Genomic DNA, 13,388 nt, shown 5'->3' with positions numbered 1-13,388 from the left:
TACCGCCACGCCTTTACTTGACGACGTCTTCACCATCCTTGTTTACCCAGATTTTGCGCTCACCGGTTTCCAGCTTGCCGTTGGAATCCCACACTTCACGGTTCTGGGTGGCACTTTCCACTTTGCCGTTATCGTTCCAGATTACCCGGTCTTTACAGCCGGCCAATGTCAGTACAGAAATCAAAGCCACAAAAATCAAACGCATCTTAATTCTCCCGATTCGGTGTTTCCGTCGTAGCGAATGATCCAGACGATTCCTTATCTGGAACCATGGATCTCCCGATTATGCTGTTTTTCCCGATCGTTTTTCCTGACCATTACGTAAACCGCGCCGGTGCCACCGTGGTGTTTCTTTGCCGAATGGAAAGCGAGAACGTTGTCCAGCTCCGGCAACCACTTCGCCAGGTAGCTCTTGAGCTGGGCGATGCCATCGGGATTGCGTTCGCCCTTGCCGTGCAGGATGATCACCGAGCGTAAACCGTAATGTACGCAGTCGTTGATAAAACCGAACACTTCCCGGCGGGCTTCTTCCACCGTCATGCGATGCAGATCCAGCCGGGCCTCGATCGGGTACTGACCAAGACGCAGCTTGCGGAAAACCCCGTGCTGAACGCCTGGGCGTTGCCAGCTGAGAATGTCGTGTGCCGTTAGCGGCTCTACCATATCGGATGTCAGCGGGTTCAGGTCTCGCACCGGTTTTTCAACCGCCGCCCTCTGGCGTTCAAGGTGCCCGGGCGTCAGCTCCTTGGGCACCGATACTTCGGCCCGATTGGGTTTGCGTATCCGCTGCACATCCTTCATTTCTTCGAGGAAGGCAAGGCGTTCATCTTTACTGGTCATGACACTAACTGATTCCGGTTTGACGAGTATCAGAACTCTATCACCGCACCGGTCTACCATAAAGAAAAGCTCTGCGACGAAAATCGTAGAGCCCCTCCGGGTTCCGCTGAACTACACTGCAAGCGGAGAATAATAACGATGGAGCTCCCCTGAACCTGGCTCCCAAGCTTACGGATCGCGATATGGCCGCAGCAAATCAGGACACTACCCGCCCTCAGAACACCCGAGCGATTATGTCATTCCTGAGGGAACATGCCCCGTTCTCCAGCATGGACGACACCCATCTGGCCCATTTTGCCGAGCATGCGACCCTGAGGTTTTACGCCGATGGCGACGAAGTGCTCTCGCCCGACGATGGAGTGGTCAAGCGGTTTTATGTGGTCAAGCAGGGACGTATCCGGGGTGAGCGCCACAATGAAAAAGAAGACCGGGCAGAAACCACCTTTGAAATCAGCCAGGGTGAGTGCTTTCCGCTTGCGGCACTGATTGGCGAGCGCCCGACCCGAACGCTACACAGGGCTTCCGGCGATACCTTCTGCCTCAGTATTGAACAGAACGCCTTCATCACCCTGTTTTCCGAAAGCGAATCCTTTCGCGATTTCTGCCTGCGGGGCGTGAGCAGCCTGCTGGATCAGGTCAATCAGCGCATCCAGTCCAAGGCCATGGCTTCCATTGGCTCCAGCAACAGCCTGGACACTCCCCTGGAGCGCTACGCGCTGCGCAACCCGATTGTCTGCTCACCGGATCTGCCGGTTCGCAAGGCCGTAGCCCGGATGCACGAGAACAATGTGGGCAGCATCATTATCACCGATGACAATCGTCATCCCACCGGCATTTTCACGCTGCGCGACCTGCGCACCATGATCGCTGAGGAAAAGGGCCCCCTCGACACGCCCATTCGTCAGGTGATGACAGGCAATCCCTGTCGCCTGCCCGCCACAGCGGACGCCTTTGAGGCGGCAATGCTGATGGCGGAACACCATTTTGCCCATCTGTGTGTGGTCGACGAAGAGGACCGCCTGATTGGCGTGGTATCCGAGCGGGATCTGTTTTCTCTTCAGCGGGTAGACCTGGTCAACCTGGCGCGAACCATCGGCACTGCCACCCACTTGCGTACCCTGGTCAGCCTTCGCTCCGATGTCTCAAGGCTGGTCGACGCCATGCTGGCCCACGGCGCGGATTCGGGCCAGGTGGTGAAGATCATTACCACCCTGAACGATGTCACCGTGCGCAGGGTACTCGAACTTAACCTCAAGAAGAACGACCCTGGCATTCCGTTTACCTGGCTTACCTTTGGCAGTGAGGGCCGCCAGGAGCAAACCCTGCTGACCGACCAGGATAACGGTATTCTGTTCGAGACACCGGAGGGCATGACCGAAGACCAGGTGCGTGAGAAACTGCTGCCCTTTGCCCGCAAGGTCAACGACGAACTGGCAGAGTGCGGGTTCACCCTGTGCAAAGGCAACATTATGGCCAGCAACCCCAAACTCTGCCTGAGTGACCGGGAATGGGACGACTGGTTTATCCGCTTTATTGATGCCTCAACCCCCCAGAACCTGGTCTACTCGTCGATATTCCTGGATATGAGAGCGGTTTTCGGCCCCACTGAGCCACTCCATCGTCTGCTGGAGAAGGTGCTCCAACGCATCCGCAAGAACGCCCTGTTCCAGAAAATGCTCGCTGGCAACGCGCTGCAGCGAAAACCGCCCCTGACCATGTTCCGGAACTTCCGCTATCTGAACGACGAGAAGAAACACTCGCTGGATCTGAAACGTCAGGGCCTGGCGCCATTTGTGGAATCCGTAAGGGTGTTCGCACTGGCCCATGGGGTGGAAGCCGCCAATACCCTGGAGCGCATTGACGCCCTGGCCAGAAAAGACATCTTTGACGCCAAGGACGCCAACGCCTGGAAGGAAGCCTACAGCCTGATTCAGGCCATCCGTATGCGTGCTCATCAGGAAATGCTCGACCGGGGCGAGAAGCTGACCAATTACATCGATCCGGACGACCTGAATCCTCTGGACCGGCGCATACTTCGCGAGTCTTTCCGCCAGGCCCAGCGGCTCCAGCAGAAACTCGAAGTTACGTATCAACTATAGGTCTGCGCACAGAACATGCTGGAATACATCAAACAGTGGCTGGCCAGAAGGCGCGGTGGAACGGTCGGCGAACACGATGCCGCCAATCTGCCCAGCCCGAAAACGGTTGGCGACCAGCCCTTGTCCCGGAGCCGGCTGATTGTCCTTGACCTTGAGACCACCGGCCTGAACGCGTCCAAAGATGAAGTGATTGCCATCGGAGCGGTTGCCATCGAAGGTGGTGTCATCCACCTGAATGACCAGTTTGACCTGATACTGCGCCGCCCTGAACTGGACATTCGGGAAACCGTGCTGATCCATGGCATCGGCCCAGAAGCCCTGACTCAGGGCTACGAAACCCAGGATGCACTGCTCTACCTTCTGGAATGGATGAACGGGGACCCGATTCTTGCCTACCACTCCGCCTTCGACCAGAAGTTCCTCGAAAAGACACTGAAAAGCCAGTTGGGCTACACCCTGCCCCACGTCTGGATGGATGTTGCCGAGCTGATGCCGGCGTTCTTCCCGAAAGCAACGATCAAAGGGCGCGGCCTGGACGACTGGGCGGATGTATTTGGCCTGGAAATCAGTGAACGCCATCACGCCGCAGCCGACGCGCTGGTTACCGCAGAACTCGCGCTGATAGCCCTCAATAAAGCCCGGAAAAACGACGTCAAAACTCTCAAAGAACTCAGTGAAAAGCTGCATTATCAACGCCGTTTACAGCATATGCACCGCTATTAGCGGAACAGGATCTACTGGCGATGTCCTTGACCAAATACAAGGCAAGTTACTGAGAGTTAGACCATTTGCCAATATCCATAAATCCATTGACCGGTAAAGTCGGAGGAGACAACAAGTCGGAGAAGTACTACATGAATAATAAATTCTCTATCCGCAACACCTCACCAAAAAAACACCCAATCTCCACAACAACAATACAGGAGTGATTGTATGTCAGGTCATAGCTACGACGCTGAAAACTACTGGAAGGCGAATCTACGCCTGATATTCGGGAGCCTGATTATCTGGGCCCTGGTATCTTACGGCTTCGCTATTCTGTTACGCCCGATGCTGGCGGGAATCCCCGTAGGCGGCACCGATCTGGGCTTCTGGTTTGCCCAGCAAGGCTCCATCCTTACCTTCATTGTTCTGATCTTTCACTATGCATGGCGCATGAACAAGATCGACGAAAAATTCGGCGTGCATGAGGAGTAAGGACAAATGAGCCAATTTGCAATCAACATTATGTTCGTAGGGGGCTCGTTCCTCCTCTACATCGCCATCGCTGTCTGGGCCAAGGCCGGCAGTACCAGCGATTTCTACGTTGCGGGCGGTGGTGTGCATCCTATCACCAACGGCGCCGCAATCGGTGCTGACTGGATGTCTGCCGCTTCGTTTATCTCCATGGCTGGTCTGATCGCGGCCGGTGGCTATGCCAACTCCACGTTCCTTATGGGCTGGACCGGTGGCTACGTCCTGTTGGCCATGCTGCTGGCTCCTTACCTGAGGAAGTTCGGTAAGTTTACGGTTCCGGAGTTCATCGGGGATCGATACTACAGCGCAAACGCGCGACTGGTAGCCGTTATCTGTCTGATCGTTGCCTCGGTAACCTACGTTATCGGCCAGATGGCTGGCGCTGGTGTGGCCTTCTCCCGCTTCCTGGAAGTGGATGCCACCACCGGTCTGATCATCGCAGCGGTTGTTGTATTCGTCTATGCGGTACTCGGTGGCATGAAAGGCATTACCTACACCCAGGTAGCACAGTACTGTGTACTGATTGTCGCTTACACGATTCCCGCAGTATTCATTTCCATTCAACTGACAGGCAACCCGATTCCGGGCCTGGGCATGTTCTCTACCCATACCGACTCTGGCTTGCCGCTGCTTGAGAAGCTGAACCAGGTCATCACTGATCTCGGTTTCAACGAGTATACCGCTGATGTGGACAACAAACTGAACATGGTTCTGTTCACACTGTCCCTGATGATCGGTACTGCCGGTCTGCCACACGTTATCATTCGTTTCTTCACTGTGCCCAAGGTGGCTGACGCGCGCTGGTCTGGCGGCTGGGCTCTGGTCTTCATTGCCCTGCTGTACCTGACGGCTCCTGCTGTCGCTTCCATGGCTCGCCTGAACCTGATGACCACTATCTACCCGGACGGAACCCAGGCCGCTCCCATCGAATATGATGAGCGCCCGAACTGGGTCAAGGAATGGGAAGTAACGGGTCTGATTCAGTTTACTGACAAAAACGAAGACGGCCGTATCCAGCTTTACAACGACGTACCTGCGTTTGAAGCTGAAGCCCAGGCCCGCGGCTGGAACGGCAACGAACTGGTGGTTAACCGTGACATCCTGGTACTGGCCAACCCCGAAATCGCCAACCTGCGCCAGGGCTGGGTCATTGGCCTGATCGCAGCCGGTGGTCTTGCAGCCGCGCTATCGACAGCCGCCGGCCTGCTGCTGGCGATTTCCTCGGCGGTGAGTCACGACCTTATCAAGGGACGATTCAACCCCAGTATCAGTGATAAGGGCGAACTGATGGCTGCCCGGATATCCATGGCCGTTGCCATTGTTGTCGCCACCTATCTCGGTGCAAACCCGCCAGGGTTCGCGGCTCAGGTGGTTGCTCTTGCCTTCGGTATTGCGGCTGCCTCGCTGTTCCCGGCACTGATGATGGGTATCTTCTCCAAACGCGTAAACAACGTGGGCGCGACCCTGGGCATGCTGTCCGGCCTGATCTTCACTCTGGTGTACATCTTCGTGTACAAAGGCTGGTTCTTCATCCCAGGCACCAACAATCTGGCAGACACTCCCGAGAACTGGGTGCTGGGTATTTCCCCGCTGTCTATCGGTGCCATTGGTGCGATCGTCAACTTTGCGGTAGCCTTCGCAGTATCCAAGGTGACTGCAGAGCCGCCCGTTGAAATTCAGGAACTGGTTGAAAGCGTCCGCTACCCGCGTGGTGCCGGTACTGCCCAGGATCACTGAAGCGAAAGACAATCTGATTCATCGCACCTGATGACAGGTTGAAACCGAACGGGCTTCCTCAGTGAGGGAGCCCGTTCTTTTTTGAGGAAACCGTTGTATGTTCTGGACTTTTGTAGCCACCGTTTTTTGCGGTCTTGGTGCCGCTGGCATTGCCATGGGTATTCGCGCGTCCACCGCCAAAAAAGCCCCGAAGTGGCTGATTCCGGTCTTTGCCGGTGCGGGCATGCTGGGTTATCTGATCTATGGAGAATACACCTGGTATGACCACAAACGAGCCATGCTGCCGGAAGAAGCTGTGGTTGTGGCCACCGAACAGGAGAGAATTTTCTTTCGCCCCTGGACCTTTGTGTTTCCCTACGTGACCTCATTCTCTGCGGTCGACAAGGAAAGTATCAGCCGTGATACCGGTGATCAGAACATTGTTCGCTTCACCCTTTATCGTTTCGAGCAGACGGTCACCGATGCGGTTTCGCACCGGATTCATCTCATTAACTGTGGCAGCCGGGAGCTGGTACCACTGGGTTCCGACGGGGCGCCGAGAGTAGATAACATGAAGTTGCTGGAGAGCGACGATCCACTCTATACCATCATTTGCAGAAGCTGAGACCACAGGAGCGGATAACAAGACCCCATGATTAGCGCCTGGCTGCTTGTCCTTATATCGATCACTTACATTTCACTGCTGTTCCTGATCGCCTGGGCAGGTGACCGGCACCCGGGGCTCTACAAGCGCCGTCTGGCCAGAACCCATATTTACGGTTTGTCCCTGGCCGTCTATTTCACGTCATGGACCTTCTATGGCGCAGTTGGTCGGGCCACCCAGGAAGGTCTGGCATTTCTCCCCATCTACCTGGGCCCGTTACTGGTATTCATTTTCTTTGCGCCGCTGCTCCGGCGCATCATCTACATCAGTAAACGCAACAACAGCACCTCCATTGCCGACTTTATTGCCTCGCGTTACGGCAAATCCCAGGTGCTGGCGGCCATGGTGGCCATCTTTGCCCTGATCGGCAGCGTTCCCTACATTGCCCTTCAGCTCAAAGCCATTGCCCTGGGGTTTAATGTCCTCTCGGGCACCGGTGACAGTTATCAGGAATTGAGTACAGCGGCCTGGAACGACTCTGCCTGGTACATCACCCTGGCTCTGGCGGTCTTTACCGTGCTGTTCGGAACCCGGCACCTGGAGTCCACAGAACATCATCGGGGCATGATCCAGGCCGTTGCCTTTGAATCACTGATCAAGCTCATCGCCTTTGTGGCGGTGGGGCTGTTTGTTGGCTACGGGCTGTACGATGGCTTCGGGGACCTGTTTACCCGAGTCCGCGAAGCTGACCTGATGGGCACGCTTACCACAGAGTCGCTGGAAGCCCCTGCGTTCCTCACACAGACGCTGGTTGCCATGCTGGCCATCATCTGCCTGCCACGGCAATTTCACGTGATGGTGGTGGAGAACACCGATCACCGGGATTTTGAGGTCGCTCGCTGGGCGATGCCGATCTATCTGATCATCGCCAGCGCATTCGTCATTCCCATTGCCGCAGCCGGACTGTTGAGCACTCACCTGGCGGGCAGCGATCCGGACATCGTCATCCTGCAACTGCCGATCATGGCAGGGGAACACTGGCTTGCCGTACTGGCGTTTCTGGGCGGTGGATCAGCGGCGGCCGCCATGGTGATTGTCTGTTCCGTCGCCATAGCCACCATGGTGAGTAATGAAATCATCATGCCAGGCCTGCTCAAGTTCTTCCGACCAGGCATGAACCGACGAACTGATCTCAGCTTCCTGCTGCTGACGATCCGGCGGGTTGCCATCTTTGTAGTACTGCTGACCGCCTACGGCTTCTACCGCATGGCTGGCGAAGACTACAGCCTGACGGCGTTTGGCTTACTGTCCTTTGCCGCAGCGGCCCAGTTTGGTCCCGCGCTCGTAGGCGGTATTCTCTGGCGCCAGGGTAACTTCACCGGAGCTGCCTGGGGCCTTGGGCTGGGCTTCCTGATGTGGTGTTACACCTTGCTGTTGCCCGCGCTGGTGTCCACCGGGTGGGTTGCGGATACCCTGATTGAGCACGGCCTGTTTGGCTGGAACTGGACCCGACCAACAGCCCTGTTCGGTTCCGACCTGGATCAGATTAGCCATGGCATTCTTTGGAGTCTGGGGGTAAACACCGGGGCCTATATTCTGCTCTCCCTGATTACCCGGCAACGTATTCGGGAGAAGATTCAGATTGCCGCGTTCTTCCACGATGCGCAGCCCAAAGCCGAGAATGCCCAGCACCAGAGCTGGCAGGGTGAGATTCTTACTTCCGACCTGCAGGCCCTGACCGACCGGTTCATGGGGGAAGAACGTTCCGAAAGCATTTTCAGGAACTACGAACGACGTAATGCCATCCGGCTCTATCCTCAGCGGCCAGCTTCCACCCACCTGATGAAGTACATAGAGCGCCAGCTGGCATCGGTGATTGGAGCCTCCACCGCCCGCGTGGTTCTGGAGTCAACCCTGACTGGCCGCGATATGCAGATTGAGGACGTGGTCAGCATTGTCGATGAAGCCTCCCAGGCCATGACCTTCAGCCGGGAATTACTGCAGTCTGCCATCGAGAACATCAGCCTGGGCGTGTCCGTGGTCAACCATCAGCAGCAACTTGTCGTCTGGAACCATCGCTATCTCGAGCTGTTCAACTATCCCAAGGGCTTTGTCCGGGTTGGCCGGCCGGTTGAAGACCTGATGCGCTATAACCTCACCAACGCCAACCTGTCTGCCCGTCGAATTGACGACATCGTCGAGAACCGCTGTAACAGCATGCGCGAAGGCAAACCCATGTCTTACGAGCGTCAGCGGCCCGATGGCACGGTCGTCCGGGTGGATGGCAGTCCGATTCCAGGCGGTGGCTATGTCACCACATTCCAGGACATTACCGCCATGCGCAGGACCGAGCAGGCCCTGAAGGAAACCAACATCTATCTGGAGCAAAGGGTCCGGGAGCGTACCCAGGAACTGCAGGTAATCAATGAGCAGATGCTCAAGGCCAAGTCGGTAGCCGAGCAGGCGAACCAGAGTAAAACCCGCTTCCTTGCCTCTGCAAGCCACGACCTGCTGCAACCCCTGAACGCAGCAAGACTCTTTACCTCCGCGTTGTCCGGCAAAGTGAACGAGGGCGAAACCCGGGATCTGGTAGACCACATCGACAGCTCGCTGGGCGCGGCTGAGGAGATCATCAGTACACTGCTGGACATTTCAAAGCTTGATGCCGGGGCACTTGAGCCGGATATTGGCGTGTTTCCGGTCAACGAGCTGCTTCGGCATCTGGCCACCGAATTTTCAGCCATCGCCAAGGATCAGGGGCTGGAACTGCATGTGGTCCCCAGTACCGCCTGGGTCCGTTCCGATGCGAAACTTCTGCGTCGTGTGGTACAGAACTTCCTTTCCAATGCCATCCGCTACACCGCAAGCGGCAAGATTCTGATGGGCTGCCGACGCCTGAAAGGCTATCTGCGCATTGAAGTCTGGGACACCGGACCGGGTATGTCAGATGACCAGCTTAATCACATCTTTGAGGAGTTTCGCCGATTCCAGCATGGTCGCGACAAGAAGGGGCTGGGGCTTGGCCTGGCCATTGTTGATCGTATCAGCGGCATGCTTAACCACCCGGTCACCGTGCACTCCATCCAGGGCAAAGGCAGCGTATTCGGGATCACGGTTCCGGTCGCCCCGGCCGATCAAAGCCGGCTGGATTCCCAGAAAAGTGGCAGCAGTTCAAGACGGGTCTCCAATCTCGGGGGCCTGCACGTTCTGTGCATCGACAATGATGCAGCCATTCTGCAAGGCATGGTCGCGTTGCTGGGCAACTGGCAGTGTGATGTCACTGCCGCCGAAAGCCTGGACGATGCCCTGGACAAACTGGACGGACGCAGGCCCGATATTATACTTGCTGATTATCAGCTGGATGATAACCGCAATGGACTGGATGCCATGGACAGCATAAGGGAACATCTGGGAAGCGATATTCCCGGCATCCTCATTACCGGCTATATGGCGCCGGAGGTACGTGACGACGCAGGCAACCGGGGCTACCAGGTACTGTACAAGCCAGTGAAGCCTGCAGCCCTGCGAGCGCTCGTAAACAAACTACTTAAACAAAAGCGGCCATGAATCCATCCGACCGGAAAGACGCAGTAAATCCGTTTGGCAAGCTTACTTTTCTTGTTGTCGACGATTTCGAGAACTTTCGGCTATCCATGCGGCAGATGCTCCGCAGTTGTGGTGCCGACAAGATTGAACTGGTTGCTCACGCCACGCCCGCCATCCAGTACTGTACCTACAATCACGTCGATGTCGTGCTGTGCGATTACAACCTGGGGGAAGGCAAAAACGGCCAGCACGTACTGGAAGAGCTGAGGCACAAGAAACTCCTCAAACGCTCATCGCTGTTCCTGATGGTAACCGCGGAAACCTCCAAGGAAATGGTCATGGGGGCACGGGAATATCAGCCTGACGGCTATCTGACAAAGCCCATTAACCGTGCCATGCTGGAGCAACGTCTGGGCAGCCTGATCAAACAGCGCAATGCCCTGCTCCCCATCACCCGGGAGATCGATCGGGAAAACTACCCGGAAGCCATCAGTCTTTGCCTGCAAACCCTGCCCAAACAGCCGCGCTACAAAACCTGGCTGATGAAGACACTCGGAGAACTCTACTTCATGGTCGGCGACCTGGCCCACGCCCAGAAAGTCTACGATGATGTTCTGAATCAGCGGGAGCTGTCCTGGGCCCGGCTAGGCCGGTGCAAGGTGTTGCTGGCCAACCGGAACTTTGATCAGGCTGTCGACGGCCTCAAAGCTCTGATTGAAAAACACCCGGACTATATGGAAGCCTACGACCTGCTGGCCGAAGGCCTTCAGAAACAGGGACGATCGGCCCAGGCCCAACAGGTTCTTGAGAAAGCGGCTGAACATTCCCCCAACGCTCTGCTCCGCCAGAAGCATCTCGCTGAACTGGCCGGCGCAAACCAGGATATTGACACCGCCTCCCAGGCGTGGCGACAGACGGTGTCTCTGGGCACCTATTCCATACACGACAATGCAGAGCATTACCTGTCGCTCGCCCAGAGCCTGTCCGATCTGAGCGAGGGCGATCTGGACGAAGAAGGCGCGGCGCGCTCGTCAGAAGCCCTCTCTGTGCTTACGAAAATGGAGAAACGCTTCGACAACGATGAAACCATCGGGCTCAAAAGCCGGATCGTGCAGTGCCGTCTCCATGCCGGACAAGGCCGCCACCGGGAGGCCGAAAAGATTCTTACCGCGGTCAGCTCGGAGCTCGAGAGCCTGGAGGAACTCCCGGCCGATATGGGGCTGGATTTCGCAAAAACCCTGTTCCGGATGGGCCGGGAAGATCAGGCCAAGAGAATCCTCGGCGATCTGGCCTCACGATTTGATAACGACCCCGACACCTTGCAGAAAATTGAAAACCTCCTGGACGAGCCCGTTGGCTTCCGTCAGAAACTGGAAGCACGCAGCATGAACCGGGATGGCATCAAAGCGTTTGAGGCAGGCGACCTCCACGCTGCAGTGGAAGCCTTCAACAAAGCCCTGGCGATCGTTCCGGACCATGCTGCCCTGAACCTGAACCTGGTTCAGGTGTTGATGAAGCAATATGACCAGAACCCGGAGCCTGCGTTACTGGCTGCCTGCCAACAGCGCCTGGACCGTCTGAGCAAGCTGCCAGAGCAGCATCGTCAACACCGTCGATACCTGGCCCTCACCCGAAAACTGAAAGGACTGACCGCATGACCGACCCAAACATCGACTTTTCGATGGTGCTGGCCTCTGCCGTGCACGACATGAAAAATTCTCTCGGCATGTTACTGAACAGCCTCGACGAACTTCGTGGTGAACATGAGCAATCCCTTGCTGGCTCCGACAAATTCAACATGCTCCAGTACGAAGCCGAGCGTATGCATAACGATCTGGTTCAGTTACTCGGTATCTATCGCCTGGGAGAAAACAATCTCTCTGCGCACATTGACGAGCATTTTGTGCCAGATTTCCTGGAGGAGCACCTCGCCAGGCACATCCCTTTGTTGCAGGGACTCGGCCTCAAATATTCAATTGCCGCAGATGACATCAATGGTTTTTTCGACGAGGACCTGTTGACCGGTGTACTCAACAACACCATCAACAACGCCATCCGTTATACCAAAAGCCAGATACGGCTTATTGCGCGCGAAGAAGACGGTTATCTGGTGCTGGGGGTTGAAGATGATGGCCAGGGCTACCCGGAAAGCATGCAACATACTGGTACCCTGAGTTTCAAGTCGCTGGACTTCAATACCGGCAGTACCAGCCTGGGGCTGTTCTTCGCCTCGTCTGTGGCCGCACTGCATAGCGAAGGCGAGCGAACCGGCTCCATCAAACTGCACAACGGCGGCAGCCTGGGTGGGGGTGTATTCGAAATCTGGCTGCCCTGACGCAAAAATGAAATGGGAGTCTCAAAAACGGAACCCGGGCCCGCCAACCCACTGCATATTTTCTGAGCTGCACTTATAGTGCCCGAGTCTTTCGGACTGATTCATCACGGCGTAACAACGTCTGTCACTTCCAGGGAGGAGCTCTCTCATGCCGCGAGGGCACGCACTGATCATCGAAGACTCGTCAACGGCCCGTATTCTGTTGTCCCGGCTGCTTGAACGGGCGGATATCTCTACCAAAGGGGTTGCCACTGCAGAGCAGGCCTTTCCCCTGCTTCAGCAGGAACATTTCGACCTTATCTTCCTTGATCATCTCCTCCCGGGTATGAATGGCTTTCAGGCACTGGAGAGACTCAAGCAGCAGCCGGAGACGCGGGACATCCCGGTATTCATGTATACCTCCCAGAACGCAGAGCGTTACCTACAGGAAGCCAGAGCCCTCGGTGCTGCCGGCGTCATTCGCAAGCAGGTTGACCGGGACCAGCTGATGCGAACTCTGGATATCATTCTGTCTAACGTGCCTGATCAGGAACAAAGTGAAGCCATCCGCCTGGCCGTTGAGGAAGGAGGACATCACGGGTTGGAAGCAACGGAACAGAACTCCCGGGGCATGACCGGGCGCCTGTCCACGCTGGAAATTGCCTATGAAGAGCTGGAGGAAGAAATCCGTGAGTTGCGCGCTGCCTTTACCGAATGTCAGCTACAACAGGTTCAGAAGTTAGACCAGCAACAACGGCAAATGCGCTGGCTCGGCGGCTTATCCATTGCGGGTTTGGTGGCACTGGTTTGGCTTGTCACATGGCAGGGAGGGGTTCTGGACGAGTATATTGCGCGCACCGATGAACAATTCAGTTTGCTGCACAGCATTGTTGGCGGCGTTATTGAATTAATCGGTCGCTAGTGACCATAAAGGCAGAAATAAAAAACCCCCGACAGCGAAGCTGTCGGGGGTTTTTAGGCATTAGGCGCCTGACGATGACCTACATTGCTCGCGCTGGCGCGCTCGGCCCTT

Annotated in this window: 11 protein-coding genes; 9 read left to right on the top strand and 2 right to left on the bottom strand. The window is 56.3% G+C overall.

Annotation, left to right across the window (positions count from 1 at the left end; genetic code table 11):
- Positions 1-13 precede the first annotated feature (13 nt).
- Together C7436_RS18070 and smrA are read right to left on the bottom strand one after the other, a co-directional pair.
- Positions 14-205, bottom strand: a complete 192-nt coding sequence (locus tag C7436_RS18070; protein WP_023011386.1) for a hypothetical protein — start codon at positions 203-205, stop codon at positions 14-16.
- Between the two features lie 53 nt (positions 206-258).
- Positions 259-840, bottom strand: coding sequence for a DNA endonuclease SmrA (smrA, locus tag C7436_RS18065; protein ID WP_014421934.1), 582 nt, complete (start codon positions 838-840; stop codon positions 259-261).
- Positions 841-1,022: 182 nt separating this feature from the next.
- Between smrA and C7436_RS18060 the strand changes: the two genes are divergently transcribed.
- The 9 genes from C7436_RS18060 (at position 1,023) to C7436_RS18020 (ending at position 13,277) form a co-directional block, all read left to right on the top strand.
- Complete coding sequence (locus C7436_RS18060) at positions 1,023-2,939, top strand: putative nucleotidyltransferase substrate binding domain-containing protein (protein WP_121208671.1); 1,917 nt, start codon at positions 1,023-1,025, stop codon at positions 2,937-2,939.
- 15 nt (positions 2,940-2,954) lie between these two features.
- Positions 2,955-3,662: a 3'-5' exonuclease gene (locus C7436_RS18055; protein WP_121208670.1), complete on the top strand. Its 708-nt coding sequence runs from the start codon at positions 2,955-2,957 to the stop codon at positions 3,660-3,662.
- A gap of 210 nt (positions 3,663-3,872) precedes the next feature.
- Positions 3,873-4,136 carry a DUF4212 domain-containing protein gene (locus tag C7436_RS18050; protein WP_011784417.1) on the top strand — a complete coding sequence of 88 codons (264 nt, stop codon included), beginning with the start codon at positions 3,873-3,875 and terminating at the stop codon, positions 4,134-4,136.
- A 6-nt stretch (positions 4,137-4,142) separates the two neighbouring features.
- Entirely contained in the window at positions 4,143-5,912 is a 1,770-nt protein-coding gene (locus C7436_RS18045; RefSeq protein WP_121208669.1) for a sodium:solute symporter family protein, read from the top strand.
- Between the two features lie 97 nt (positions 5,913-6,009).
- Positions 6,010-6,516, top strand: a complete 507-nt coding sequence (locus tag C7436_RS18040; protein WP_121208668.1) for a hypothetical protein — start codon at positions 6,010-6,012, stop codon at positions 6,514-6,516.
- A gap of 27 nt (positions 6,517-6,543) precedes the next feature.
- Positions 6,544-10,062 (top strand): PAS domain-containing hybrid sensor histidine kinase/response regulator, encoded by a 3,519-nt coding sequence (locus C7436_RS18035; RefSeq protein WP_113880503.1) that lies wholly within the window; start codon positions 6,544-6,546, stop codon positions 10,060-10,062.
- Positions 10,059-11,699: a response regulator gene (locus C7436_RS18030; RefSeq protein ID WP_121208667.1), complete on the top strand. Its 1,641-nt coding sequence runs from the start codon at positions 10,059-10,061 to the stop codon at positions 11,697-11,699. Before C7436_RS18035 ends, C7436_RS18030 begins: the two co-directional genes overlap by 4 nt.
- A complete protein-coding gene (locus tag C7436_RS18025) occupies positions 11,696-12,376 on the top strand; it encodes a sensor histidine kinase (protein WP_014421940.1) in 681 nt (226 codons plus the stop codon). Before C7436_RS18030 ends, C7436_RS18025 begins: the two co-directional genes overlap by 4 nt.
- A 148-nt stretch (positions 12,377-12,524) precedes the next feature.
- Positions 12,525-13,277: a response regulator gene (locus C7436_RS18020; protein WP_014421941.1), complete on the top strand. Its 753-nt coding sequence runs from the start codon at positions 12,525-12,527 to the stop codon at positions 13,275-13,277.
- Positions 13,278-13,388 lie beyond the last annotated feature (111 nt).

The sequence above is a fragment of the Marinobacter nauticus genome (assembly GCF_003634635.1).
Lineage (GTDB): Bacteria > Pseudomonadota > Gammaproteobacteria > Pseudomonadales > Oleiphilaceae > Marinobacter > Marinobacter nauticus.
This window is presented reverse-complemented; position numbering and strand designations above follow the sequence as displayed.